This window comes from Sorangium sp. So ce296, assembly GCF_051529605.1.
Lineage (GTDB): Bacteria > Myxococcota_A > Polyangia > Polyangiales > Polyangiaceae > Sorangium > Sorangium cellulosum_D.
This window is the reverse complement of the sequence record NZ_CP150325.1, coordinates 12716111-12742961: the sequence shown is the minus strand read 5'-3', so window position 1 is coordinate 12742961 and position 26851 is coordinate 12716111. Positions and strand designations below refer to the sequence as shown.

Below are 26851 nucleotides of genomic sequence, written 5' to 3'. Positions count from 1 at the left end.
CTGCGCAGGCGCCGGGGAGCCGGCAGGGCGGCGTGAATTCTCACATTCACGGTCTCGACGCCATCTTCCCGGTGTCGGCTTTCTCTGCCGCCGAGTCGCCGCGCGAGTGTCCTTCGGATCCATCATCGATCCGGGTGTGTAGAAGACACAGCGAACCGAGGGCTCTTCCGCGAGCTCGATCGGATGGATGGCGCCAACGTCTCTGCTTCATGCCATGATAGGGGAGACATATAGTTGAGGGGGGTCCAGTGATCACGCGTAAAGCTGTCGTGAGTGCGTCGACGTCCGTCGTCCTGGCCTGTGCGCTGTGCGCGTTCTCCGCCGCTTCCCCGATCGCGATGGCCGATGAGCGCGGCCCCGCGCTGGCGAGGGGACAGGAGGGCTCGAAGCCCAGCCAGACCCATGACATCGAGCGGCTCATCGCCGTCGAACAGCTTCCGGCGCCCGTCTATGCAGCGCTGATGAGCCTCGGGAGCAAACTCAGGATCCTGCAGATAGAGGAGAACATCGACGGGGGCGTCACGACCTACGAGATCGACGTGCTGATCGGCGAGACTTATTACGAGGTGGAGCTCGACGCCGAGGGCACCATGACCGCCAGCGAGATCGAGGCCTGGATCGTGCCCCTGGCCAGCATCCCCGAGGGCGCGCGCGCGGCGATCGAGGAAGAGGCCGCCAAAGCGGCGATCCTGGAGGTGCGCATGGAGATCGAGGAGGACCTCGGGGAAGCCGTCTACGAGGCCGACATCCGGCGAGGCCGGCGGACCTACGCGCTCAGGATCGACGGGCGCGGCACGCTGATCGAGCGCGACATCACGATGGATATGCTCCCGCCGGGGGCTTACTGGGCGCTCGTCCTCGCGGCCCGCGGCGGCAGGATCGTGGAGCTCGACGAGGAGCTGCACGACGGCAAGCTCTCCTACGAGGCGAACATCGTGATCGGGGGCGTGGAGTTCGAGATCTCGGTGGACGCCTACGGCAACGTCGTCGAGGTGAATTACCCGTAGGCTCGCGCGCCAGGGACCCCGCCGGGCCCTCGCCGGCCGCCCGAGCGCCGCGCCCCCGCGGGACGCGGCGGAGCTCGCTCGGGCCCTGGTGCGTGGCGCCCCGTCGGAGATCTCGACGATGTTGCCGCTCGGATCCAGGGCGAGGCGATCGCCGCGGGGGGCGACCCGGCTCCACAGAGGCTCGCCCGCGGCGTCAGCTTGGCCACGAACGCCGACCCGGGGGGCAACGGTCCTCCTCCGAGGTCGATCGCCTCCGCGACATAGCCGGAGAAGAGGATGCTGTCCGACGCGTCGATCGCGACGCTGCTGGCGGAGCCGCCGCCCAGCACCGTGGTGTCCTCGCCCTCGAAGATCTTGCTCCAGAGCAGGGCGCCGGCTGCGTCGTGCTTCTTCACCACGATGGCCTGGTCGCAGGGGCATCCGGACGCGTAGCCGTCATGCCGCCAGGCGACCACGACGAGGTGGCCGGCGCTGTCGAACGCGACGCTCCCCTCGATCCCGTCGCCCAGGTCGTTCTGCGCCTCCCCGCGTTCCTGCGGCGCGTCGTCGCGATCCGGCACGGACCCTAGGTCGCGACGGCGCAGGTCGTCACGCGTGCTCGAGCACCACGCCCTCGATGACGTTGGCGACGTCCTCGCAGCGATCGCTGGCGTTCTCGAGCTGATCGTAGATGTCACGCCATTTCAGCACGAGCAGCGGGTCGTTGCCCTGCTTGAAGAGCGCCGCCAGGGCCACGCGGTAGTGCGCGTCGGCGTCGTTCTCGTGGCGGTTGATCTCGACGCACAGCTCGAGCAGCCGGGCGCCGTCCTTCACGTCCCGGAGCGAGCTCGTGGCCGTGCTCATGGCGATGCACGCGGCCACGAGCGACTCCGCGAGGCGGCGCGCCTCCGGCGTCGCACTCTGGATCTCGAAGAGGACGATTCGCTCGCTGGCGGCCTCGATGAAGTCGAGCACGTCGTCGAGCCGGGTGATCAGCGCGTGGATCTCCTCGCGGTCGAGCGGAGTGATCCAGGTCTTGTGCAGCGCGGCGAGGCAGCGATGCGTGATCCGATCCCCCTCGTGCTCGATCTCCTTGATTTTCCTCGCGATGGCCGGCGCGTCCTCGATCCGGTCGAGCATCTCCAGGAGGAGCTTGCTGGCGGCGACGCTCTTCTGCGCGTGCTCGGCGAGGGCGTCGAAGAAGAGGGCGTCCTTCGTCAATCCCATGCCGTGTGATACCCCGGTGTCGCCGGGCGCGTCAATGCGCGCCAACGAACCGAACACCTCGTTAATCAATGAAAACAACGGCGGTCGCCGCCGCAGCTCGCGAGGCCCGCCGCCGGGGACCACGATCAAGCACGCTGAAGACGGATCGCTTCTCTTCCGCTCTGGAAAGCATTATCGAGTGTCACGAGCGCAAGCTCACGATGCCGGAGCGGCGCGTCCCGGCGGCCCGCCTGGGCGCGCCGCGGCGCACGAGCGCGAGGCCCGGCGGAACGAGGCGGGCGCGCTCCCCTCAGCGGCCCCACGAGAGCTCCTGGAAGGACGGGGCGCCGCTGCCGGCGTCGAAGCCGACCGCCGGGCAGGGCCGTGAGGCCGAGGTAGAGCGCGCGCCCTGGTGGAAGGCGACGCCCTCGATGTCGAGCTCGCGCGTGGCGCGGTGGAGCCCGAGCGCCGCGGCGCGCTCGGCGCTCGCGTCCGGCGCGGGGGAGGCGGTCGCGGCGCCCGGCGCCTTGCAGGATCAGGCAAGGTCCCGCCAGGATCCGGCATTGTCGGCGCCCCCGGGCGTGCTTTGCATTCGCCCTGCCGGCGGCGAAGGGCGCCGCTGGCAGAGGAGCCCCTTCGCCCCATGGAACAGGCGCAGACGCATTGGTTCGCCACGGGAATCCACACCTCTCCGTCCGCCGCTCGGCTCGGGGTGATCCGATGAGCACCGGCCGTCCCCCGGGGGGCCGCGGCCGCGCGGCGCGGCTCGCGGCGGCGGCCCTCGCCGCGGCGGCGCTCGCGGGCTGCGCCGCGGCCGGCCCGGCCCGCCCCGCGTCGCCGCCCGTCGCGGCGCCGGCGCCCGCGGCGGCAGGCGACCGCTTCGCCCGCGGCGAGGCCGTGCTCGGCCGGCTCGACCGGGGGGCCCCCGGGCGCGTCATGGAGGCGTATGCGGGCGTCGCGCCGGACTTCGGCCGGTACGTGATCGAATATCCGTTCGGCGATATCTATGCTCGCCCTGGCCTCGACCTGCGGACTCGGCTGCTGACCGCCGTCGCCGCGCTGGCTGCGGTGGGCGACTCGGAGGTGCCGCTCGGCAACCACATCCGCTACGCGCTCAACGTCGGGTGCACGCGCGACGAGATCGTCGAGACGGTCATGCAGGTCTCGGTCTACGCGGGGTTCCCGCGCGCGGTGAAGGGGCTCGCCGTGCTCGAGAAGGTGCTCGCGGAGCGGGGCCGCGACGGCGGCTCCCGGTGAGGCCGCCGCCGCGATCCCGCGCCCTCGAGCGTCAGCCCCTTCCGCTGAAATGGCTTGAAGCGCGCTCAGGTCGTCGTTCCGAGTCGGTCTCGACGCATCCTCGCTCGCTCCCTTCCGGCCCTTTCGGCGCGCCGCCGCCGTCGAACGCGCCCGCGGCTCACTCCGGAAAGAACGTCTCGACCGTGAGCGCCGGCGTCCCCTCCGCGTGGACCCCGCCGAGCAGCGCGAGCGTCCCGTTCGGCGCGGGCACCACGGTCGCGCCGCGCCGCGGCTCCCGGAGCGGCAGCTCCTCGACCTGGGCCGCCGCGAGGTCGACCACGAAGCTCCTGGTCAGGCCGCCCTCGCCGGCCTCGGCGCCCACGGCGAGGAGGCGCCCGCCGGGCAGCGCGAACGCCACGACGCCCGCGATCGCCGCCGGCAGCGCGGCCCCCGCGACCTCCGCGGCGGCGCACGCGCCGGCGCACCCCGGCGCGAGCCGCCGCGTCGGCGCCGCGGCGCCGCCCTGCACGCCGCCGACCAGCACGATCTCGCCAGGCCCGGTCACGACGGCGCCCGCGCCCTCCACGGCGTCCGGCGGGAACGGCCGCGGATCGAACGCGGTCGCGCCGTCGGCGAGCACCTCCAGCCCCGCAGCGTCCGCGCCCGCGGCGCTGCCGCCCGCGACCACGAGCCCCACGCCGTCGACCCACACCGCCGCCGCGCCGGCCCGCGCGTGGCGGAGCCTCGCCACCGAGAGCGCCCTGTTCGCGCCGACGACGAGCACCGCGTCCGAGGGCTCGCCCGGCGCCTCCGCCGGCGCCGCAGCGCGCGCGGCGCCCACCACGAACGAGCGCCCGTCCGCCGCCTCCACGGTCCGGCCGCCCGCCACCTCCGCGAACGAGCCGAGCCCCGCGGGCAGCGGCGCCTCGGCGCTCTGCGCCGACAGTACGTCGGTCCAGGTCGCGCCCTCGCCATCCAGGGTGAGCAGCAGGCTCCCCCGGACGACGAGCGACCGCGCCGCCCTCGGGAGCGCGCCGCTGGAGGCGCTCCCGCCCCACTCCGCGAGGTCGTACGCGTCGAGCCGCGCCGGGTCGACGTCCGCCGCCGCGGCGCCGTCCGCCGCGTCGCCGCCGGTGAGCATCACGTAGCGCTCCGCGAGGGCCGCGCCGGGCGCGCCGACGCGCGACGCCTCGAGCTCGCCCGGGGGCCGCGCCCACCCGCCGGTCCGCTGGGCGAAGAGCGGCAGCACCTCGCCGCTGAGGCCGGCGAGGTAGATCCCCGACGCCGAGCGCCCGCGCACCACGGTCGCCCCGCCCGCGTCGAAGCCGCGCACCTCGAACGTGTACGCCCGCTCCGCGGGGATCTCGCCGAAATCGAGCTCCCCGCCGGGCGCCGCCGCCGCGGACACGGCGACGTCCCCCTCGGCCGACGTCGCGGTCACCTCGATCCGGGCGACGGGCGGGTCCTCCTGGAAGGCGGCCGCCTCGTGTCCGGGGACGACCTCGATCGTGAGCGGGCGCGGCTCGGAAGCGCAGCCCGGGAGCAGCAGGCCGAGCGCAGGCAGGACGCGGCCCATCGGCGGGATCTTCATGGGGGCGGATCCTTAGCGCCGCGGCCGCGCGAAAGCATCGCGGAGGCGCGGCGCGGCGGCGGGCGGCGCGGGCCGACGGCGCTCGGGCATGCCCGCCCCCGCGCGATCGCGCGGCGAGGCCGCTAGAGGTCGATCTGCACGCCGAGCTCCACCACCCGCTCCGGCGGGAGCCTGAAGTAGCCGGGCACCGCGCCGGCGTTGCGCGCCATCACCGAGAAGATCGTCTCCGCGACCTTGCCCATGCGCCCCTCGTCGGTGGCGAGGAGCGTCTCGCGGCCGAGGTAATACGTCACGTCCGCGAAATCGACGGGCAGCCCGTGCTGCGCCGCCGCCCGCCGCAGGAGGGCCGGCACGTCGGTCGACTGCATGAAGCCGGAGTGGACGATGAGCTGGTGAACCCCCTTGCCAAGGCTCGTCAGCTCGAGCCTCTGCCCGTCGGCGACCCGCGGCACGTGCTCCGTGACCACGGTCAGCAGCACCACGGTCTCGTGGAGCACCTTGTTGTGCTTGAGGTGGTGCGAGAGCACGTACGGCGTCTTGCCGGCGCGCGAGCTCAGGAACACGGCCGTGCCCGGGACGCGCGCGCCGCAGGACGCGTCGAGCCCGCGCACGAACGCCTCGATCGACGGGACCGCCCGCGTGAAGCGCTCGGCGAGGATCGCGCGCCCTCGCTTCCAGATCACCATCATCGCGAACAGGACCGCCGCGATGAGGACCGGCACGTACCCGCCCTCGAAGAACTTGAGCAGGTTCGCCCCGAGGAACGGCAGATCGAACGCCAGGAAGAGCAAGAGGAGCGGCACCGCCTTGGCGAGCGGAGCGCCCCACGTTTGCCGCATCACCACGAAGTAGACGATGGAGGTGATCCCCATCGTGCCGGTCACCGCGAGGCCGTAGGCGGCGGCGAGCCGGCTCGAGTGCCGGAAGATCAGCACGAGCGCGAGGCACCCGGCGGCGAGGGCCCAGTTCGTCGCGGGGATGTAGATCTGCCCCTCGGCCGTGCTCGAGGTGTGGAGCACCTGGGTCCGCGGCAGGTACCCGAGCTGGATCGCCTGGTGGGTGAGCGAGTAGGCGCCGGAGATCAGCGCCTGCGACGCGATCACGGTGGCCATGGCCGAGAGCGCGACCAGCGCGTAGGTGAGGGGGCCCTTGGGCACCATCGCGAAGAACGGGCTCCCGGCGGCCTCGGGCGATCGCAGGAGGAGCGCGCCCTGGCCGAAGTAGTTGAGCGCGAGCGCCGGCAGCGCGAGCCCGTACCAGGCGAGCTGGATCGGGCGGCGCCCGAAGTGCCCCATGTCCGCGTAGAGCGCCTCGCCGCCCGTGATGACGAGGACGACCGACCCGAGGATCGCGACCCCGTGGAGGCCGTGGGCGGCGAAGAAGCGCGCCGCGTGCGCGGGGCTCAGCGCGGCGAGCACCGCCGGGTTTTTAGCGATGAACGCGAGCCCGAGCGCGGCGAGCGCGAGGAACCAGACGGCCATGATCGGGCCGAAGATCTTGCCGACGCGCGCTGTCCCCCAGCGCTGCACGCTGAAGAGCCCCACGAGGATCGCGCAGGTGAGCGGCACGACGAGCGGCTCGAGCGCGGCGGTCGCCACCGCGAGCCCCTCCATGGCGCTCAGCACCGAGATGGCGGGCGTGATGACGCCGTCGCCGTAGAGGAGCGCGGCGCCGAGCACCACGAGCCCGGCGACCCACCCGACGCCCTGCGCTCCGCGGGCGCGCAGCCGCTCCGGCACCAGCGCGAGCAGGGCCAGGATGCCGCCCTCGCCCTCGTTGTCGGCGCGCGTGATGAAGGTGACGTACTTGACCGCGACCACCATCACGAGCGACCAGAAGATGAGCGAGAGCAGCCCGAGGACGTTCTCCGGCGTGGGCGGGACGCCGTGCGCGCTGCTCACGCACTCCTTGAGCGCGTAGAGCGGGCTCGTGCCGATGTCGCCGAAGACGACCCCGAGCGCGCCGAGCGCGAGCGCGGCGGCGCCGCCGCGGCGACCGTGCGCCTGCGCCGCTCCGCCGTCCTGCGGAGGCGCGCCGCCCTGCGCCGGCCTGTGGGGGTCGTGCGTCGCTTCCGGCATCGGTCACCCCGCCATCGCAGGCCACCTCGCGCCTGGCAACACGAAGATGCGCGCGGGCGCCGGCCCGTCGCGCGCGCCCCGGCGCTGGCCGAGAATTTTCCCCGCGGCCGCCGCGCGTGCGAGGCTGCCCGGCCCGAGCCGAGGCGCGGGCTCGCCGCCGAGCGCTCCGTCCAGCGCGCGTCGAGGACCGCCCAGCCAGCGAACGGGCCTGGTCGGTGGATGTGGGATAAAGTAAGACACGAAAGTTGTCGCGTCCCGGCCGGGCAGGGTAGACGGGTCGAGGAGGAAGCATGAGGCGCAGCAAAGGCGAGAGCATGGACACCGGGGCGGTGCGGAACCTCGAGGAGATCCAGGAAGAGGATCCCGGGGCTCGCCCGTCGCGTGCGGGCGCGCTGGTGCTGGCCTCGCTCGGCGGGGCGTGCATCGTCTTCGCGGCGGTGGCGCTCCTGCGGGCGCCGGCGCGCGAGAAGCCGGTCAGCGCCGATCCGCTCGGCGATCTGGTCGCGCGCGCGCACCCGGCCGGCGTGAAGCCGGCGCCGCGCCCCGCCACCATCGGGGAGCACGTGACCTTCCCTGCGATCCTCTCCGACGCGGAGCACCCGACCACGGCGCTCGAGGCGGTGCGCGACCCGCGGGCGGCCAAGGCGGCCGCGTCGGCGCAGCCGCCGGCCGCCGACGCGGGTCCGCCGCTCGCCGCGGACCGGCTCCCCGTGGTCCCGCTGCCGGCGCAGCACGTCCTCGGTCCCGCGGGGGGCGAGGTCGCTCCGAACGACACGCTCACCGCGATGGCCCGCCACGTCTCCCGCGAGGAGGGGCCCGAGACCGAGCGCGGCGGGCCGGGCGGCTACCAGCTGCAGGTGAGCTCGTTCAAGGAGCCCGCCGACGCGGAGGGCTTCGCGGCGGCCCTGCGCCGGCGCGGCCACAAGGCGTATGTCGAGCCGGCGTACGTGAAGGGCCGCGGCCTGTGGCACCGCGTGCGGATCGGCCCCTTCAAGTACAAGCGCTCGGCGGTGATCTACCGGCAGGAGTTCGAGGCGAAGGAGCGCCTCGTGACGTTCATCGTCGATCCGCCGAAGACCACGGTGAAGGTGGCCGAGACGCCCGGCGACGACGCGTAGCCTGGGAGATCGGGCGAGGCGTTCGTGCACGCGCGGCGCGGCGCCGGCTCGCCCGGCGTCAGCTCAGCCTCGTGGCCGGCGCGGCGCCTCGGGCGGCGCCTCCGCGAGCGCCGCGGCCGGCGTGAGCGCGCACGACAGGACCCCCTTGGCCCCGGCGAGCTGCCCTGCGAGCCCGGACAGCTCGGCGCCGCGGCCCTTCAGCACCATGACCTGGAGCACCCGGCCCTCGTCGAGGCGGACCAGCAGGCTGGAGACCACCGACCCCGCGTGCTGCTCCTCCAGCTCGGAGATGCGCAGCACGAGCTCCCGCACCTCGGGCGCGTAGACGACGGTCAGCGTCGCCGCCACCTCGGCGCCCTCGTCCCACGCGGCGCGCGTCAGGTCGGCGCGGACCAGGTCGCGCAGCGCCTCCGAGCGGTTCTCGTATCCCTGCGCGGTGATGCGCCGATCGAACTCGGCCAGCAGCGCTCGATCCATCGCCACGCCGAAGCGGACCAGGTCGCTCATCGTGGGCGCAGGCTAGCGGGGCATGGGTCCGGGCGGGAAGGGGGCTCGCCGCCCGGAGCGCGCTTCCCCGGGGAGGGGCGAGCGCCCGCCGGTAGCCACGCGAGCGCTCGCCCGCTCAGCTCGCGCGCCGCTCCGCGCTTGCGCCGCTCAGCTCTTGCGCCGCTCGAGGTGCCGCCGCGCGGCGTCCTTCACCGGCGAGGTCACGTTCTTACTCTTCGCGATGCCCCGGAGGTCCGACTCGCGCAGGTGCTGGACCAGCCGCGTCGCAACGAGCACCGGCGTCCTTGGGTTCTCCACGAGGTTCCGCTTCACCGTGTAGCTCTTCATCCACTCCGGCGTGGTCGCGATGATCCGCAGCACCTCGTCCGAGATGTTCCGGTTGCGGCTGATGAGGACGACCTCCTCCTCCTGCATCTGCGGGCTGCGCACGGCGGCGCTCGCCACGAGGCGGTTCGAGTCGCGCACGAGCAGCATGCGCTCCTCGCGCGAGCCGAGCATCGCCCGCCGGATCCGCTGCGACATGGTCATGTCGGCGAGCCGCTTGTAGAGCGGGACGTACTGCGCCTTGATCTCCTCTTTCCCCTCCTCGTCCTCGACGTGGGTGTCCACCGGCTCGTCGGCCGCGAGCGCCTCGGAAAGCGCCTGCGTCTCGACGAACATCACGTCGTCCGGCGTGGGCTCCGGCGACGGCTCGGCGATGAGCTCGTCCTTGATCGCGATGCTGACCTCGCGCCAGGCGGGGATGCCCGTGAGCTCGACGCCGTTGCGGGCGGCGAGGTCGACGAGGCGGTCGGCCGTCGACATCCGCGTGTTCTTGTTGAGGTAGAGCCGCTCGATGACGCGCGGGCTCTTGAGCAGCCGCTCCTCGTTCACGGCGATGAGCTCGGTCACCGCCTCGCTCCCGGTGCGCGCGAGCTCCTCGAGCGTGTCCGCGGCGATGCCCGGCATCGCGCAGAGCCGCTCGACGACCGGGAGGCGGTCCGCGTAGAGGCGGGCCAGCCGGTCGATGACGGCCGGCTGCAGCTCCCCGCCGAGCGCGCCCTGGAGGAGCGGATCGGGGAGCGCCGACAGCGTCTTCTCCGCCGTCTCGCGGGCGGGCTCCTCCTCGCGCGACGCGAGCAGCACGAGCAGCGTCACCACCTCGCCCGGCTTGAGCCCGGGGGCGATGCCGCGCGCGGCCATCTCGCGGAGCTTCTGCGGCGCCCCCGGCTGCGCCATCTTCTGCGCGGGCGGCGAGAAGGCGGAGGCGTCGATCGGCGGGATCATCGCGCGCTCCTCCCCGCCGCCGCGCGCCCGCGGCGGCGGGGTGAGCGCGTCGCCCGCCGGGCGGCGGAGCTCGGGATCTCGGGCGACGCCGGCGCGCGCGGCGCGGGTGTCGTCGGTTGCGCCGGTGACGCGAGCGAAGCGACGGGCATGCGGTCCTTCCCGGCGGGCATTGCTGCCCTGCGATCTGCGGATTATCCTGAGGCCGCTGTGTGCCTGAAAGGCGCGGCGATCGTCAACGGAGAACGAACAGCGCAGGTCGAGCGCGCCGCCTGTCGAAACGAGCCCGAGGTCCAGGGGGGCAGGGTACCCGGCACGCCCGTCACATCCAGCACACCGAAGAGGAGCGCGACATGGGGATTTTCGATTTCGTGAAGAGCGGCGTCCGCGAGATGATGATCGCGCGCCCGGACGCGGCGAAGCATCTCATCGTCTACAAGCACCCGGACCAGAACGTCCCCTTCTGGTCGCAGCTGACCGTCGACAGCGATGAGTGTGCCCTCTTCTTCAAGGACGGGCGGTACGTCGGTTACCTGCCGACGGGGCGCCACACCCTCCAGACCCAGAACATCCCGTTCCTGAACAACCTCGTCAACAAGTTCACGGGCGGGGACGTCTTCATCGCCGAGATCTTCTTCGTCAAGACGCAGCCGGTCCGCGGCGTGCCCTTCGGCGGGCCGCTGGAGTCGATGGAGGACCCGATCCTCTACGAGTTCGTGACGCCGCGCATCTTCGGAGAGTTCTCGCTGGTCGTGGTCGATCCGGTGCGGTTCGTCGTCGGCTACCACGGCCAGTGCGGCGGCAGCGGCGACAACGACGTCGTCCTGAGCTGGATCAAGGGCAAGTTCTTCATGAGCGTGAAGACCGTGATCGGCCAGGTCTGCGCGCAGCAGCAGAAGAGCCTGCTCAACCTCGGGGGCATGAGCATGGAGCTCGGCGCCCGCATCGTGCAGTCGGCGCCGAACCTCGAGGAGATCGGCTGCAAGATCCTCGAGATCGGCAACTTCAACATCAACTTCTCGGCCGATGACCAGAAGCTCCTCCGCGAGGCGAACAAGGCCCGCGGCGAGGCGCGCCGTGGCATCGGCGTCGCGCAGGACACCGCCCGCGCGAAGCAGTTCGAGCTCGATCAGCGGTTCCAGCAGGACGCGCGGTACGTGCAGCAGCTGGCGGGCAACTGGCAGAATTACGCCGCCGGCCAGGCCATGATGGGGGCCGGCCAGGGCATGGCGCAGGGCGGCGACGGCGGCGGCGTCGCGGGGCTGGGCGCCCAGGTGGCGATCGGCGCCGGCCTGGCGCAGGCGATGAACCCCGCGCACGCGGCGCAGGGGCAGCCCCAGTTCGTGCCGCCGCACATGCAGCAGCAGGGTTACCCGGGCGCGCCGCAGCAGGGCTACCCGGGCGCGCCGCAGCAGGGCTACCCGGGCGCGCCGCAGCAGGGCTACCCGGGCGCGCCGCAGGCCGCCCCGGCTGCAGGGCCGTCGATCGAGCAGCGCCTGGAGCGCCTCGCGGATCTCAAGAACAAGGGACTCATCACGGACGAGGAGTTCCAGGCCCGCAAGGCGAAGATTCTCGAAGAGATCTGAGTCCTTCCGGGCGCTCTGGCCGCCGCGCCCTCGAGCCCGTAGGGGGCGCTCACCGCGTTCGCCACCTGATGCCATCTGATCCGAAACACCGCTCGCGCTTTCGGCTAGACTCGCCGGGGTGCCCGTCACGCTCCGCATGGCCGGGGATGATCCGCCCGAGATGACCGACGGCGAGTCCGAAGCTGCCGAGCTGTTCCATCGGGAGGATATCCCGCAGCCGCACGGAGGCTCCCTGGCCTCGCAGCCGCCGGCGCGCAGCGACGCGCCTTCCGCCCTCGGCTCGGTGCCTCCGGTCCACGGCTCGGTGCCTCCGGTCCACGGGTCGGTGCCCCCGGTCTACGGGTCGGTGCCCCCGGCCTACGGCTCGGCGCCGCCGCTCTCGCCGCGCGGCTCGGCGCCCCCGGCGCGCGGCTCGGCGCCCCCGGCGCGCGGCTCGGCGCCGCCGCTCTCGCCGCGCGGCGAGGCGCACCTGGCGTTGCCGCCGCTGCCGCCGCTGCCCGCGCGCGGCGACGGGTTCCCGGCGCGCCGGGGGAAGGTGAAGCAGGTCCCGCGCGCGCGGCGCTGCCCGACCTGCAAGCTGACCTTCTCCGGCGACTCCCGCTTCTGCCCGTTCGACGGCGACCCGCTCGCCGACGCGCCCGACTGGAACCCGTCGGCCGATCCGCTGCTCGGGCGCACGATCGACGGCCGCTACGAGGTGCAGGCGGTCGTCGGCGAGGGGGGCATGGGGACGGTGTACGAGGTGCGCCACAAGTCGCTCGGCCGCCTCTTCGCCCTCAAGGTGCTCCGGCGCGACATCGCGCAGGACGCCGAGCTCGTCGCCCGCTTCATCCAGGAGGCCAAGGCGGCAGCGGCGATCGGCCACCCCAACATCGTCGCGGTGAGCGACTTCGGCGCCATCGAGGTCGAGCCGGGGCAGCCGGAGCTGCCCTTCTTCGTCATGGAGTTCCTCACCGGGACCTCCCTCGCGGCGCTCCTGCGCACCGAGCGGACGCTGCCAGCGCCGCGGGTCGGGGAGATCATGCTCCAGTGCGCCGCGGCGCTCGGGGCCGCGCACGCGGCGGGCGTCATCCACCGCGATCTCAAGCCCGACAACGTGTACCTCGTCCGCAACGGCGACCAGGAGTTCGTCAAGCTGCTCGATTTCGGCGTCGCGAAGGTCGCCGGCGGCAAGCGGCTCACCCGCATCGGCATGGTGTTCGGGACGCCGCACTACATGAGCCCGGAGCAGGCGGAGGGGAAGCGCATCGACGCGCGCGCCGACATCTACGCGCTCGGCGTCCTCATGTACGAGTGCTTCGCGGGGCGCGTCCCCTTCGAGGCGGACACGTACATGGGCGTGCTGACCAAGCACATGTACATGTCGCCCGAGCCGCTCGAGCAGGTGATGCCCGACGCCTCCGCGCTCGGCGCGTTCGGCCCGATCGTCATGCGCTGCCTCGCGAAGAACCCCGAGGAGCGCTTCTCCTCGATGGCCGATCTCGCCGCCGCCATCGAGCTCGCCATCGAGGCGCCGAGCCGCGCCACCGCGGCCCTGCTCCAGGACGAGACCCCGCGCCGCGAGGCGCTGAAGCTGCGCGAGCACGACGAGATGCTCGGCGCGGTCCAGGTGCCCAGCGAGCCGTCCGAGCCGCTCTCGATGGGCGCGCGCGTCGCGATCGCGCTCGCGGCGATCCTCGTGCCCATCGCGATCGCCCTCGGGTTCCGCGCGCTCCGCGCCTCGGCGCGCGAGGCCCCGCCCGAGGCCGCCGCCCCCGGCGCCCTCCACGCGGCGACGCCGGCCGTCCTCGCGCCCGACGAGCCGCCGCCGCCGCCCCCGGCCCCGGCCCCGAGCGCGTCGGCCGCGCCGCTCGCGCAGGATCCGGAGCCGCCCCGCCCGCACGGCACGGCCTCCGCCGCTCCGGCGAAGCCGGCCGCGCCCACGGCCCGCCCCGCCGCGCCGCCCGTGGCCCCCTCGAGGCCGACGGCGACCGGCGATATCATCGATCCCTGGGAGCGCTGATCGCGCGCGCGGCCCACGACGAAACCTGGCCTTCGCCGGCGTACTGTGCTCACGATGGGCGCCGGCGATCACCGGACCCACGGCGGCGGGACGAGCGATCGACCGCAGCGGCGACGCTCGGGGCAGAGCGCTTGACAGCGTCCGCTCGGGCTCGCCATCCTTCGCGAGGCGGAAACCTCTAGTGGCCAAGCAACAGCTCCTCCTGGTCGACGCGGATCCACGCAGCGTTCGGGTCCTCGAGGTCAGCCTGAAGAAGGCCGGTTACAGCGTGACCACCGCGACGGACGGAGGGGACGCCCTCGCGAAGCTCGAGGTCTCCACGCCGGACCTCGTCCTCAGCGACACCCGCCTGCCCCACGTGGACGGCTACGCGCTCGTCCGCAAGATGAAGGAGCACGCCGACTGGGCGTCGATCCCGGTCGTCTTCCTCACGAGCCAGCGGTCGATCGAGGACAAGATCCGCGGGCTCGAGCTCGGGGTCGAGGACTACCTGACCAAGCCGATCTTCGTGCGGGAGCTCATCGCGCGGGTGACGCTGCTGCTCGCGCGGCGGACGCGCGAGGGGATCACGACGCGGCATTTCGCGACCACCGGGCGGACGAGGTTCTCCGGGTCGATCCTCGACATGAACGTCGTCGATCTCCTGCAGACGTTCGAGGTGAGCCGGAAGAGCGGGATCGTCCACCTGTCGCACGCGGACAACGAGGCGCAGGTCTATTTCCGCGAGGGCAAGGTCGTCGACGCGACGCTCGGCCGGCTCTGCGGCGAGGAGGCCGTCTACCGCGCGCTCCTGTGGAACGAGGGGACGTTCGAGGTCGAGTTCTGCAAGGTCGACAACCCCGACGTGATCGAGACATCGACCCAGGGGCTCCTCATGGAGGGCATGCGCCGGGTCGACGAGTGGGGCCGGCTCCTCGAGGCGCTGCCGTCGCTGTCGACCGTCTTCGAGGTCGACAGCGAGGAGCTCCTGGAGCGGCTGAACGAGATCCCCGACGAGCTGAACGGCATCCTGCGCCTGTTCGACGGCAAGCGGACGCTGATGCAGGTGGTCGACGCGTCGCCGTTCGAGGATCTCTCGACGCTCTCCACCATCTCGAAGCTCTACTTCGAGGGGCTCTTGGTCCCCGCCGCGGCGCTCCCGCCCGACGACGTGGTGCCGAGCGAGCCCGAGGCGGCGTTCCACGACGAGTTCTCGCCGCTCTCGTCGCCGTCGGGGCTGCGGCGCTCCAATTACCCGGACGGCGGCGGCAACGCCGGCGCCGACGATCTCGAGGACGCCGCGGTGGTCCCCGCGCCGCTCTCGAACCGCCACTCGCCGGCGATGCTCCCGCGCTCGCGGCCCGGGCACGAGCTGCCCGCGCCGGCCGCGGACCCCGACGCGGAGTCCGCCGGGCGTCCGGTGACGGCCCGCAGCGCGGTCCACGGGGCCGTGGCGGTCGGCTGGACGGCCGGCGCGAACGCCGCCGCGGGCGCGGCGGGGCGGGCGCCGTCAGAGCCGCCGAAGAGCGCCGCGGTGCGCGCGGGCGCGGCGGGGCGGGCGCCGTCGGAGCCGCCGAAGAGCGCCGCGGCGACGGGCGCGGTGCGCGCGGGCGCGGCGGGGCGGGCGCCGTCGGAGCCACCGCGGACGGGGCGGGTGCCGTCGGAGCCGCCGCGGACGGGGCGGGCGCCGTCGGAGCCACCGCGGACGGGGCGGGCCCCGTCGGAGCCACCGCGGACGGGGCGGGTGCCGTCGGAGCCACCGCGGACGGGGCGGGTGCCGTCGGAGCCGCCGCGGGCGGGGCGGGCGCCGTCGGAGCCACCGCGGCCGGCGGGGCGGGTGCCGTCGGAGCCGCCGCGGAGCGCTGCAGCGGCCGTCGAGGCGCGGGCTGCGCGCGCGCACGCAGAGATCGACATCGACAAGGACACCACGCTCGCCAGCAGCGACGAGGCCCCGCTCACGCGACCGCTGGTGACGCCGCGCAGCTTCGCGCAGAAGCACCGCGCGGCGAGGAGCGACCGTCCCGCGGCCGCGAGCGCCCCCGCCGAGCAGCGCGCCCGCTCCGAGGCGCCCGAGCCCGCGCCACCGCTGGAGCTCGCGCCGCCGCTTGAGCCTGCGCCGACGGCGGCGCCGGCTGCCGCGCCGCCGCCCGTCGGCGACGAGCGCGCCGCCGCGGTGCCCGCGTCGACGGTCCCCACGCTGCGGCCCCGCCCGCCGAGCGACGCGCCGCCGGCCGCCGCCGTCCCGCGCGAGGCGCAGCAGGCGCAGGCGCCGCTGCGCGGCGAGGCAGGGGGCGGGGAGGCGCGCCCGCTCGAGGCGGCCGCGGCGCCGCCGGCCGCCGCCGCCGCGGCCCCCGGGGCGAGCCTCTCGGCGGCGCCGGACGACGCGCCCTCGAGCGACCCCGAGCCCATCACCGAGAGCGAGCGCTTCTTCCTTCGCGGCGGGGTGGACGCGCCGGCGCGGCTCGAGGCGCAGGGGCACCCCTCCGCCGACGACACCGATACGACCGCCGGCGCCGTCGAGGCCACGCTCTTTCGCCCCCGCCAGGAGGAGCGCCGGGCGCGCGCCGCGCGGATCGCGATCGGTCTGGTCACGGCGCTCGCGATCGGCGGCGCCGGCGTCTGGCTGATCGGCCAGGCGCGGCCCCCCGTGCCCCCGGCGCCGATCGACGCGCCCCAGCAGGCGGAGGAGCAGAGCTCCGGCGCCGCGATCGAAGCAGCTCCGGCCTCGCCGGAAGGAGAGCCGACCGCCGCCGCCGGGCTCTCCACGGCGCCCCCGTCCGACTCCCCGGTCGACCCGCCGTCCGATCGCGCGGCGACCGCCACCACGGCCTCGACGAGCCCCGCCGCGGCGGCCGGGCCAGCCGCGGCGAGCCCGGCCACCACCACCGCCCAGCACGGCTCGCCCGCGCCTTCGACCCCGGCATCGCCGCCCGGCGCTCCGACGCACGCGGGCCAGGCCGCCGCTCCGGCGCGGGCGCCCGCGCCGCCGCCGAGCGCCCCCGCGACCGCGCCCGCTGCGCCGGCGGCCGCTGCGCCGGCGCCCGCTGCGCCGGACGAGGAGGGCGGGTCCCTGTCGGCCCGCGTGATGCGCGCCCTGGAGTCGGGGCAGACCGGCAAGGCCGTGCAGCTCGCCCAGCAGCTCACCGCCGCCTCGCCGGGGAGCGCTGCGGCGTGGCACCTGCGCGGCGCCGCCGAGCAGGCCGCGGGGCGCGGCGGTCGGGCCTCGTTCCGCAAGTGCGCCGAGCTCGCCTCGCCCGACTCCTCGCTCGGCGCCGAGTGCCGAGCGCTCGCCGGCGTGCCCTGATCTGACCGCGCGCGGCGCTCAGCGCGATCGCGACCTGAGCCGCGGATCGAGCGCCAGCGCCGCGAGGTCGAGCGCCACGGTGGCGAGCACGATCGCGGCCGCGGCGAAGAGCACCGTCCCGACGAGGAGCGGGCCGTCGCGGTTCTGCAGCGCCTCGACGGCCATGCTCCCGACGCCCGGCCAGCGGAAGAGCCGCTCCGTGACGATCGCGCCGCCCGCCAGCGCGCCGAGGTCGAGCGCCGCCAGCGTGGCGAGCGGCAGCAGCGCGTTGCGCAGCGCGTGGACGACGAACGCGCGCAACCGGGAGGCGCCCTTCGCCCGCGCGGTCCGGATGAAGTCCTGGCGGAGCAGCGCCCGGAGCTCCTCGCGCACGACGCGCGCGTAGAGCGCGCTGCCGAAGAGGCCGAGGGTCAGCGCCGGCAGGACGAGCGAGCGCAGGTGATCGGCCGCGGTGACGCCGTACCCGTCGTAGGGCAGCAGGCGGAGCTTGTAGGCGAGCACGTACTGCAGCGCGGGGCCGATCACGATGGTCGGCGCGCTGGCGACGAGCAGGGTGACGCCGAGCGCCGCGTGGTCCCAGGCCGTCCCGCGGCGGGCCGCCGCGACGAGCCCGAGCGCGAACCCGAGCAGGAGCTGCACCGAGAGGGCGGCCAGCGCGAGCTCCAGCGAGCGCGGCACCTTCGCCTCCAGCAGATCCACGACCGGCTTTCGGTAGTGGAAGCTGTAGCCGAGATCGAGGTGCAGGCCGAAGGGCCCGGCCGCGCAGCTCCGGTGCTCCGGGTCGCCGCGCGCGCCCGCGTGCGGGCGCGGCGACCCGGGATCCGGGCCGAGGTGGACGAGCCGGCGCACGAACCGCGCGAACTGCACCGGGGCCGGCCGATCCAGCGCGTACACCGTCCGGACGCGATCGACGTCGGCGGCGGACGCCTGCGGCCCGACGAGCATCCGCGCCGGATCCCCCGGCAGGAGGTGCGCGATCGCGAACGAGACGGCGGTGACCCCGGCGATCACGATCGCCGCCCACCCGAGGCGCCGGAGCAGGTGCGCGATCGCGGCGCCCGCCGCGGCGGCGCGGCCCGCGCGAGCGGCGCTCGTCGCGGCGGTGCGGCGTGAGGGCGCGGCGCTCATCGCGGGGGCACGGCGCGCGCGGGCAGCGCGCGGAGCGGCGAGGCGCGCGGCGGCGCGCCCGCGCGCGCCCCGCCGCCGGCCGCGGCCCGCGCGGCCGGGTCGAGCCAGACGCCGTCGAAGCGCGACGGGACCACGGCGGAGCCCTCGTAGCCGCGCAGGTAGGGCTGCCAGAGCTCGAGCATGCCCACCGTGTACGTGGGCACCCAGGGCGCGCGATCGCGGACGATGCGCTCGGCGCGCGCGTAGAGCTCGAGGCGCCGCGCGCGGTCCTGCTCGCCGTGAGCGGCGTCGAGCGTGCGATCGAGCTCCTCGTCGCTGAAGAAGGCGAAGTTCTGCGAGCCCTCGTCGCGGATGGCGCGCGTCGAGAGCGTCGGCTCGAAGAAGCTCGCGGGATCGGGGAAATCGGCCTGCCATCCGGCCCAGCCCATCTGGACGGCGCGGCGCCGCGACGCCTCGGCGAGGTAGGTCGCCCAGCTGACGAGCCGCAGGCGGACGCGGAGGCCCACCTTCGCGAGCTGCTGCTGGAGGATCTCGCCGACCGCCTGCTCGAAGGTGTCCGGGATCGCGATGTACTCGACGACCCCCGGGTAGCCGCCTCTCCCGGTCGCCGGGTCGAACGCGTACCCGGCCGCGGCCATCTGCGCGAGCGCGCGCTGAAGATCGTGCCGGCGCATCGGCTCGTCGCGCGGGGGGCCGGGGATCGACGGCGGCAGCACCCGGTCGAGGACGAAGATATCGGGGCGCACCTTCTCGAGCACGGAGGGGTCGACGGCGAACGAGACCGCGCGCCGCACGGCGAGCTGGTCGAACGGCGCGAGCTCGGTGTTGAGGAAGACGGCGTTGGTCCTGCTCCGGGTCACCCAGCGCGTATACCCCTTCCACGCGGGGTCGGCGCGGTAGGTCGCCGCGTCGACCCCCGTCAGATCGCGCAGGTAATCGAGCTCGCCCTCCTCGAACTTGTAGCGCTGGGTCGTCGCGCGCACCCCGGTCTGCCACTCGATCGCGTCGAGGTACGGCCGGCCTGGCCGGAAGTACCCCTCGTGTCGCTCGAGCCGGACGCCGGCGTCCTGGTCCCACCGGGCGACGCGGAACGGGCCGGCGCCGCACGGCGGGGGCGGGCTCGCCGCGTCGACTACGGCGCCGGACGAGGGGCACACCGGCGCCATGAAGCCGAGCGTCATCCGCGAGAGGAAGGTCGCGTCCGGCGCGCTCAGATCGATCGCGACGGCGTGGTCGCCGAGCACCCGCACCCCGGCGAGGTGCGGCGCCGCGCCCGCGTGGTACGCGGCGAACCCCTCGATCATCTCGTACTGGCTGGCCCCCGGGCTCGGCGTCCGCGGGTGCAGCGTCCGCTCGATCGAGCGCTTCACGTCCGCGGCGCGGAGCTCCGCGCCGTCGTGGAAGCGCACGCCCTCGCGGAGCGTGAACACGTACGTCTGCCCGCCCCGCTCGACCGCGACCTCGCGCGCGAGCTCGGGCGTGACGCGGCCGCCCTGGTCCCACGTGACGAGGCGGGCGAAGACGAGCTCCGCGACCATGCCCGAGACCTCGTCGTAGGCGATCGCGGGATCGAGCGTGCGGATGTGGCCCGTGGTCGCGAGGCGCAGGGTCCCGCCGCGCACGGGCGCGCCGGGCGGCGCCTCGCCGCCGCCGAGCGGCGGCCGCACGCGGCTCGGCGAGGCGCCCGACAGGAGGAGGAGCGCCGCGCAGGCGAGGAGCAGATCGACCGGCAGGCGCCGCCCGCGCGGGAGCCCGTCGCCGGCGGGATCGAGCGCGTCGCGGAGCCCCTCGCTCGCGCGGTGGAAGCCGAGCACGGTGAGCACGATGAGGAAGCCGGGCGCCGCGACGAGCATCGGCTTCACGCCGAGGTAGGGCTCCGCCTCGTGCAGCATCCGGCCCCAGGTCGCGGTCGGCGGCTGCACGCCGACGCCCAGGTAGCTGAGCGTGCCCTCGGCGAGGATCATCTGGCCGGCGAGGATCGTCGCGAGCGCGAGCAGCGTCCCGCCGACGTTCGGCAGGACGTGCCGCCGGACGACGTGCAGCGTCCCGGCGCCGAGCGCGCGCGCCGAGGCCACGAACTCGCGCTGGGCGAGCTCCAGCGTCTTGGCCCGGACGACGCGCGCGACCCAGGTCCACCCGGTGAGGCCGAGCACGAGCAGGATCGTCCCCACGTCCGCGCGCCCCACGGCGACGCCGATCGCGGTCACGAGCAGGAGGTACGGCAGCGCGAGGATCACGTCGATGAGCCGCATGAGCGCGCCGTCGAGCGCGCCGGCCCGCGTGCCGCTGGCCATGCCGGCCGCGACGCCCACGGCCGCGCCGAGCGCCGTGGCGAGCGCCGTGGCCGCGAGCGCGATGCCGAGCGAGAGCCGCCCGCCGTGCGCGAGGCGCGCGAGGAGGTCGCGGAAGAGCGGGTCCGTCCCGAGCCAGTGGGCGGCCGACGGCCCCGGCGGCGCGCCGAAGGCGTCGCGGGACAGGCTGAAGTCGCTCGCGTTCGGGTCGTGGCCGACGACGGCCGGCCCCACGGCGGCGAACAGCGCGAGCAGCGCCACGATCGCGAGGCCGAGCAGCGCCGACCGGTCCGCGAGCAGGCGCGCCGCCGCGTCGTCGCCGAGGAGGGCCCGCGCCGCGCGCCGGCCTGCCCGCGCCGCCCAGCGCGCGGGCGCGAGCCGGGCAGGGCGATCCATCACCGCTTCCCTTCGAGGAACTGCGTCACGAGCCCGACGAACTCCTCCGGCCGCTCCTCGTGGGGCGAGTGCCCGGCGTCCATGATTTCGAGCATCGCGCCGGAGATCTCGCGGGCGAGCCGCTGCGCGCCCGCGGCCGGGAAGATGCGGTCGTCGCGCCCCCACACGACGAGCGTCGGCGCCGTGATCCGCGTGAGGCGCGCGACGACGGGGCGCGCGTCGAGCACCGCGCGCAGGACCGCGTGGGCGCTCTCGCGCGCCGAGGGGGCGTTGAAGAGGTCGTAGTGCCGGTCGATGCGCGACAGCGGCACCGCCGCGTCCGCCCGGAACACGTCGTCGCGGAAGAACGACCGGAACATCCTGCGGCCGTGGAGCTGCTTGAAGACGATGCCGCCCACGACCGGCAGGAGCGGGAGCTTCATCCGGAAGCTCATCGGGAACGGGTAACAGAGCGCGTCCTCCAGGACGAGGCGCTGCACGAGCTCCGGGTGCTCGGCCGCGAGCGTGATCGCGACGGCGGCGCCCATGGCGTGGCCGACGAGGTGCGCCCGGCCCACGCCGAAGGCGGCGATGAGGTCGGCCACCGCCTCGGCGAACGTCTCGATCCCGTAGGCGTACCGCGCCGGGCTCGGCTTCTCGCTCTCCCCGAACCCCGGCAGGTCCGGGACGATGACGTGGAAGCGCTGGGCCAGCGCGTCGATCACGTCGTCGAACTCCAGGTGGCTGACGAGGAAGTTGTGGATCAGGAGGAGCGCCGGGCCGTTGCCGGCCCCGGCGACCAGGACCCGCATCCTGACACCCCGGGCGGTGACGTCCCTGATGACGCGCTCGACGGGTCGGGGGGCGGCGGGCGAGGCCGCGCCCCGACCCTCGCTGGCAAGGGCCTTGGCCATGATGGCGACCAGACTATCAGCCCTTTTGTCTGAAAGGACCGATGTGTGTCAGGGTAAGGACCATGTCGCTCCCCGAGCCCCGCTGCCCGACGGGCGCCCCCCCGCTCCCACCCATTGCGCCCCGCGTCCCGTTTTTCCCTCCTCCACCCAGGGGACCCGCCGTGCGGAGCGGATCGAGCCCCGGCGCCGACGGACGAAAAATGTCCGAGGCGTGTCAAGAACCCCGGGAAAGCGCCGCGTCTCGCGACAGCCACACAATAATCGTAGTCGCGTCAATTGACTGTATTCCATTCAGTGGAATAGAGTCGCCCGCGTCGGTTGGGTAGGGCCTCCGGCAATCGATGGGAGGACCGGTGCAGAGGATCCCCGAGGACGTGCTTGAGCGCATCGAGCGGGAGCACGCCCAGGGGATTACCTCGAGCGATATTCTCGAGTTGTTCGCAGCGCATGGCATCAAGTTCAGCGAGGCGACGCTCCGGAAGTACGTGCAGCTCGGCCTGCTCCCGCGAAGCGTGCGGGTAGGGCGCAAGGGCAAGCATCAGGGCTCGCAGGGGATGTATCCGGCCACGGTAGTCCGCCAGGTTCAGCGCATCAAAGAGATGATGGCCCAGGACTACACCATCGAAGAGATCCAGCGTGAATTCCTGTTCGTGAGAGGTGATATCGAGGAGCTCGAGCGCACGATGACCAAGGTCTTCAATGCGCTCAGGGAAGCCGCCAAGGAGAGGCGGAGCGAGACGAGCGGCAGGGCGATAGCCCAGGACCTCGCGAGCGCGGAGACGCTCGCGCGGGAGCTCGTCGCGAAGCTGTCGTTGATAGAAGAGCGCCTGATGGCGCAGGCGCGGCTCACGAAGCAGGCGGCATCCTCTTGAGGTGCCGAGTCGCAGGGTCTTCGATTCCGTGAACTGAAGGGGCCGCATCGCGGCCCCGCCTGGGTTTGACGCGATCGACGGGACGGGCACCGGCTCGTTTCGTCGCGACTTTTTAGGGACGGCATCCGGCGTTACGTCGGGCAAGGAGCGGGATCTCTTTGCGTTCGAGCTGGGACTCGGGCGTGTGGGGAAACGCGCGCGCTTGAGAGCGGAGACGCTACCAAACGGAGGCAGCGCATGGCGACGGTGTCTGAGAGCGAGCTCGAGATCTTCGGCCTAGACGGGGCGGATGCGGCGGGGAGTGACTGCGAATCGGCGGGCTCCAGCGAGCCGGTCGTGGAGGGCGCGCTCGCGCTCCAAGCAGACCCCGCGGCGTCGGGGAACGCCATCACGCGCGAGCAGCGCAGGTCCCGGAGGAAGCGCGAGATCCGGGCGCGGACGATCAGCGTCAAGCGCATGACCAAGCGCGAGCTCGAGATCGGCCGGATGCTCTATCCGGAGACCGATTATTACAAGCCGCGGACCCGCGCCGAGTGCGTCGACGGCCCGAGGCCGTGCCCGTACGTCTCGTGCCAGCACCACCTCTATCTCGACGTGTCGGCCAGGACGGGCGCCATCAAGCTCAATTTCCCCGACCTCGAGGTCTGGGACATGAACGAGACGTGCGCGCTCGACGTCGCCGATCGCGGCGGCACCACGCTCGAGGACGTGGGGGCGATCATGAACCTGACGCGCGAGCGGATCCGCCAGGTCGAGGTCAAGGCGCTCGCGAAGCTCGAGGCGCTGAAGGACATGATGGCGCTGCGCGACTACGTCGACGAGGGCCCGGTCGGCAAGCGCCGGCTCCCGGTGCTGACCCAGCCCGAGGACGACGAGGACGAGGACGAGGTCGCGCTCGACGAGGACGAGGGCGACGCGGACGCGGAAGCGGAGGACGAGGGCCTCGAGGCGACGCCCGCCGGGCGGACCTCGGAGATCGAGGACGCGGGCGACTTCGACAGCGGGGAGTGATCAGTCGGGCCGGGCCTCGACGGTCACGATCGCGTCCGCGCCGAGCGCGCTCGCCAGGAAGGCGCGCCACGCCGTAAGCGTGGCCTTCGCCGGCGGCGTGCGGGGGGCGCGGCCGCTCCACAGGTGGATGAGCCGGCGCCGGGGCTCCGCGAGCGCGTCGCGCTCGCGCCGGGCGACGAGCGCCTCGGCGCGGTCGAGGTCGGCGTCGGTCGCCCGCTGCGCGAGGCCGGCGAGGAGCTCCTTCACGCGGGCCGTGGCCTCGTCGAGCTCCGCGCTCGGCGCCCGGATCTCGACCGCGAGCGCCGCCGCGCGCGTCCCGCCGAGGACACGGGCGCTCGCGCGGGCCGCGAGCTGCCGCCGCGCGGGCGCGGCGTCCGCCGCGGGAGGAGCCGTCGCGCCGAGGGCGGCCGCGAGCAGGCCGCCTTCGCCGTTGAGGGCGGCGACCGTGAGCTCCGCGAGATCGCGCGTCGCGCTCGCGGCCTCGCGCGCGGCCGGGAGCCGCGCGCCGACGACGGCCTGCGAGAGCGGCGTCCCGGCCGGGAGGCGGGCGTCGTGGTGACCGAGCCGGGGCACCACCGCGCCGTCCGGTGAGGCGCACCCGCGCGGCGCGAGCCGCGGCGCGAGCCAGCGCTCGGCGGCCTCCGCCGCGGCGGCCGCCTGCGAGGCGTCGGCGTTCGCGAGGACGGCGAGCCGGAGCGGGCCGGTCGCGAGCGCCTGCCATCGGAGCTGCACGGTCTCGAGCGCGCCGCTCGCCACCCGGTCCCAGACGCCGAACGGCTCGATCCAGGACGGGTGGTCGGGCGCGACCGCCGAGGCGAAGGCCTCGAGCGCCGCGGCCCGCCCGCCGGAGAGGCGCTCCAGGTGCTCGAGCGCCGCGGCGCGCGCCAGCGTGAGCGCCTCGGGGCCCAGCGTCGTCGCCGCGACCGTGCGCGCGGCGGCGCTCGCGACGCGGCGCCCGAGCTCGGCCGGCGTCTCGCGATCGTCGCGGAACGGCGCGTGCGCGATGACGCCGACGGCGTCCGCCGTGATCCACGGCTCGATCGTCACGTCGAGCTCGCGCCGCCGGGTCTGCACGGCGGCGAGCGCGGCGAGCGCCGTCGCGCCCGCGTCGTACACCCCCTCCTCCGCGACGCCGCACGGGCTCGCGAGCAGGACCCACACCTCGCCCTGCCCGCGCTCGATCAGCGTGCGCCGCTCCAGCGCGGGCTGGGCCCCCGCCGCGAGCGCGCGGCCGAGCTCCGCCTCGAAGAGCCGGCTGCCGGCCTCTCCCGGCGCGGCGGGCCGCGGCGGATCGGCGCTCGGGGGGAGGCCGAGGGCCGTCGCCCAGCGCTCGGGCGGCGCGTTCGGGGCGCCGCCCGAGAGCGCCCACCAGGCGGCGCGCGCGCCCGCGTCGCGCGGGTCCTGCGCGGTGAGGATCTGCCGCGTGGCGGTGGCGGGGCTCGCGGGGGCCGCGAGGCCGCGGCGGATCTCCTGCCGCGCCACCGCGGCGGCGAGCGCCGCCGAGGCCTCGACGGGCGGGGCCGCGGGCAGGTCGGACGCCTCGATGGTCACGCTGACGCAGCCGCCGCGCGGGCGGGCGACCCCGAGCACCTCGACGGTGCGGAACGGCGACGGGAGCGCCGAGAGCCGCGCGCGGAGCGGCGACCCCGGCGCGCCGAGCCGCTCGGCCGCGGCGACCGCCGCCTGCGGGCTCGCGACGCGCGCGGCCACGGTGACGCGGGCGGCCCGCCGCTCGAGCTGGTTCGTCGCGTACACGCCGACCGTGTCCGCCGCCGGCCACGGGTCCGCGGGCGGGCCGCCCGCGGGCCAGCCGCCTTGGCCCTCCGCGGCGCGGGCCGCCTCCGCGCAGAACGCGGCGGGGCCGACCGCGGCGATCGAGGTGCGCCCGGCGTGCAGCGCCGCGGTGCGCCACCCCTCGAGCTCCCGCACGCCCGCTGGCGTCGCCAGGTCGACCACCGGCTCGGCGCCCGCGAGGCCCAGCCGGCCCGTGCACGCCGCGATCGGCGAGAGCTCGGGCGCGTCGAGCGGGCTCGCCCTGAGCGCCTGCAACCGCTCGATGGCCCGCGCCACCTCGGGGCTGCCGGCCGCGATGGGCTGCGCGAACGCCGCCGAGAGCGCGCGCAGGAACGGCGCGATGCGCGCCGCGTCCCGCACGAGCAGGCGCACGCGGAAGGCGCCGCGGTCGATGCGCGCGTCCACGTCGAAGCCGGCGGCGACGAGCCGCGCCTCGACCACGCTGGCGAGCGCCGTCGTGGCGACCGAGCCGAGATCGGTGGCGACCGAGGCGACGAGCGCGGGCGCGGGGTCGCCGTCGCGGGAGACGAGCGTGAGCCGCGGGCGGGCCTCGAGGTTGCGCACCTCGATGCGCCCGACGCTGCCCTCGGGCGTCGAGACGAGCGCGTGCCCCGGCGCCGTCGGGCCGCCGGGGGCGGCGCCGCTGCAGGCCGCGATCAGGACGAGCGGCAGCGGGAGCGCGGGCGTCAGCGAGCGCATGCGTCGTCGGCCGGCAGGGGGGCGCCTTCCGGCTGGAAGTCGGCCGGGCATCGCGGGGCGATCTTGAAGCCGTAGAAGTAGGTGAGCACGCCGGTGACCGAGTCGAACGCCGCGCCGTCCGCGAGGGGCGGCCCCTCGGCCGCGAGATCGTAGAGCTCGTTCGAGAGGCTTGGGATGTCGTCCGCGGGCACGCCGGCGCCGACGTTGATCCGCGCCGTGTACCGGCCACCGCTCCTCGCGGGGTCGCCGACCGTCGTCACCCCCTCGACCCGCACGAGCATGCCGAGGTAGCTGCGCGCGGTCGCGTAGCTCGTCAGCTCGCGGAGAGGCACGCGGATCGGCTTCGCGGGGCGGTCCTCGAAGCGGAAGCTCATGGTCCCGCCGATCTCGGGCAGGGTGCGGCAGCCGCGGAACCGGCCGGACGAGGGGCCGCGGAACTCGGTGAGCACGCCGAGCAGATCGACCACGTCGCCGGGGAAGAGCCGCAGGTCCGGGGGGCTGAACGCCGGCTGGAAGACCGTCACGCCGGAGTACGGGACCGGCTCGTCGGCGCTGTCTTGCACGTAGTAGTTGCCGTGCGCCCCCTCGCCGGTCTCGTCGAACCGGTCGATCGCGACGAGCGTCGCGCCGGTGACGTGGACGCGGCGATCGGCCGGCACGCCCTCGCAGTCCTCGCTGTCCTGGGCCTTTGGATCGGCGTTGAACCACGCGGCCTCGCCGACGAGATCCGCGATGCGGGCGCCGCTGCCGCGCTCGTCGGCGAGGGGGATCGAGGGGGCGTCTCCGTTGCCGCCGCCGCACGCGGCGAGCAGCGGGGCGGCGGCGACGGCGAGGAGGGTGGTCGTGATGCGGAGCGGGGCGGCCATCCTCTCCGGCTCATACCACAGGGCCGACGGACGCCGAGCCCCCTT

Annotated in this window: 19 protein-coding genes; 8 read left to right on the top strand and 11 right to left on the bottom strand. The window is 74.8% G+C overall.

The window, feature by feature from the left end; translation table 11 throughout:
- Window positions 1-269 precede the first annotated feature (269 nt).
- A complete protein-coding gene (locus WME98_RS46910) occupies window positions 270-1007 on the top strand; it encodes a PepSY domain-containing protein (protein WP_437948106.1) in 738 nt (245 codons plus the stop codon).
- Here WME98_RS46910 and WME98_RS46905 read toward each other — a convergent pair.
- Window positions 998-1567, bottom strand: a complete 570-nt coding sequence (locus WME98_RS46905; protein ID WP_437948105.1) for a hypothetical protein — start codon at window positions 1565-1567, stop codon at window positions 998-1000. The genes WME98_RS46910 and WME98_RS46905 overlap by 10 nt on opposite strands.
- A 28-nt stretch (window positions 1568-1595) precedes the next feature.
- Window positions 1596-2213, bottom strand: coding sequence for a DUF47 domain-containing protein (locus tag WME98_RS46900; RefSeq protein ID WP_061625957.1), 618 nt, complete (start codon window positions 2211-2213; stop codon window positions 1596-1598).
- Between the two features lie 699 nt (window positions 2214-2912).
- On the opposite strand from WME98_RS46900, the gene WME98_RS46895 reads away from it, so the two are divergent.
- Window positions 2913-3449, top strand: a complete 537-nt coding sequence (locus tag WME98_RS46895; RefSeq protein ID WP_437948104.1) for a carboxymuconolactone decarboxylase family protein — start codon at window positions 2913-2915, stop codon at window positions 3447-3449.
- 157 nt (window positions 3450-3606) lie between these two features.
- Here the strand turns inward: WME98_RS46895 and WME98_RS46890 are convergent, their stop codons facing one another.
- Together WME98_RS46890 and WME98_RS46885 are read right to left on the bottom strand one after the other, a co-directional pair.
- Complete coding sequence (locus WME98_RS46890; RefSeq protein WP_437948103.1) at window positions 3607-5019, bottom strand: hypothetical protein; 1413 nt, start codon at window positions 5017-5019, stop codon at window positions 3607-3609.
- 122 nt (window positions 5020-5141) lie between these two features.
- Entirely contained in the window at window positions 5142-7097 is a 1956-nt protein-coding gene (locus WME98_RS46885) for a potassium transporter Kup (protein ID WP_437948102.1), read from the bottom strand.
- Window positions 7098-7387: 290 nt separating this feature from the next.
- Between WME98_RS46885 and WME98_RS46880 the strand changes: the two genes are divergently transcribed.
- Window positions 7388-8215 (top strand): SPOR domain-containing protein, encoded by an 828-nt coding sequence (locus WME98_RS46880; protein WP_437948101.1) that lies wholly within the window; start codon window positions 7388-7390, stop codon window positions 8213-8215.
- Window positions 8216-8278: 63 nt separating this feature from the next.
- Here the strand turns inward: WME98_RS46880 and nikR are convergent, their stop codons facing one another.
- Window positions 8279-8722 (bottom strand): nickel-responsive transcriptional regulator NikR, encoded by a 444-nt coding sequence (nikR, locus tag WME98_RS46875; RefSeq protein ID WP_061627294.1) that lies wholly within the window; start codon window positions 8720-8722, stop codon window positions 8279-8281.
- 147 nt (window positions 8723-8869) lie between these two features.
- On the bottom strand, window positions 8870-9988 hold the full coding sequence (locus tag WME98_RS46870) for a hypothetical protein (protein ID WP_437948100.1): 1119 nt from the start codon (window positions 9986-9988) through the stop codon (window positions 8870-8872).
- Window positions 9989-10338: 350 nt separating this feature from the next.
- Between WME98_RS46870 and WME98_RS46865 the strand changes: the two genes are divergently transcribed.
- From WME98_RS46865 to WME98_RS46855, 3 genes are all read left to right on the top strand, one after another.
- Complete coding sequence (locus WME98_RS46865; protein ID WP_437948099.1) at window positions 10339-11571, top strand: SPFH domain-containing protein; 1233 nt, start codon at window positions 10339-10341, stop codon at window positions 11569-11571.
- Window positions 11572-11689: 118 nt separating this feature from the next.
- Window positions 11690-13573, top strand: a complete 1884-nt coding sequence (locus WME98_RS46860) for a protein kinase domain-containing protein (RefSeq protein ID WP_437948098.1) — start codon at window positions 11690-11692, stop codon at window positions 13571-13573.
- Window positions 13574-13754: 181 nt separating this feature from the next.
- Window positions 13755-16856 (top strand): response regulator, encoded by a 3102-nt coding sequence (locus tag WME98_RS46855; protein WP_437948097.1) that lies wholly within the window; start codon window positions 13755-13757, stop codon window positions 16854-16856.
- Window positions 16857-16874: 18 nt separating this feature from the next.
- Here WME98_RS46855 and WME98_RS46850 read toward each other — a convergent pair whose 3' ends face one another.
- From WME98_RS46850 to WME98_RS46840, 3 genes are read right to left on the bottom strand one after another with little or no spacing between them, the layout of a single operon-like run.
- Window positions 16875-17984 carry an ABC transporter permease gene (locus tag WME98_RS46850; RefSeq protein WP_437948096.1) on the bottom strand — a complete coding sequence of 370 codons (1110 nt, stop codon included), beginning with the start codon at window positions 17982-17984 and terminating at the stop codon, window positions 16875-16877.
- Window positions 17981-20671, bottom strand: a complete 2691-nt coding sequence (locus WME98_RS46845) for an ABC transporter substrate-binding protein (protein WP_437948095.1) — start codon at window positions 20669-20671, stop codon at window positions 17981-17983. The genes WME98_RS46850 and WME98_RS46845 overlap by 4 nt, the downstream gene beginning before the upstream one ends.
- A complete protein-coding gene (locus WME98_RS46840) occupies window positions 20671-21564 on the bottom strand; it encodes an alpha/beta fold hydrolase (protein ID WP_437948094.1) in 894 nt (297 codons plus the stop codon). The genes WME98_RS46845 and WME98_RS46840 overlap by 1 nt, the downstream gene beginning before the upstream one ends.
- Before the next feature lie 374 nt (window positions 21565-21938).
- Here WME98_RS46840 and WME98_RS46835 point away from each other — a divergent pair, with 374 nt between their 5' ends.
- Window positions 21939-22436, top strand: coding sequence for a MerR family transcriptional regulator (locus WME98_RS46835; RefSeq protein ID WP_437948093.1), 498 nt, complete (start codon window positions 21939-21941; stop codon window positions 22434-22436).
- 237 nt (window positions 22437-22673) lie between these two features.
- On the top strand, window positions 22674-23447 hold the full coding sequence (locus WME98_RS46830; protein WP_437948092.1) for a sigma factor-like helix-turn-helix DNA-binding protein: 774 nt from the start codon (window positions 22674-22676) through the stop codon (window positions 23445-23447).
- Here the strand turns inward: WME98_RS46830 and WME98_RS46825 are convergent, their stop codons facing one another.
- Window positions 23448-25940 carry a hypothetical protein gene (locus tag WME98_RS46825; RefSeq protein ID WP_437948091.1) on the bottom strand — a complete coding sequence of 831 codons (2493 nt, stop codon included), beginning with the start codon at window positions 25938-25940 and terminating at the stop codon, window positions 23448-23450.
- The gene (locus WME98_RS46820) at window positions 25928-26806 is read right to left on the bottom strand and encodes a hypothetical protein (protein WP_437948090.1); all 879 of its coding nucleotides are present in this window, start codon (window positions 26804-26806) and stop codon (window positions 25928-25930) included. Before WME98_RS46820 ends, WME98_RS46825 begins: the two co-directional genes overlap by 13 nt.
- Window positions 26807-26851: the final 45 nt, after the last annotated feature.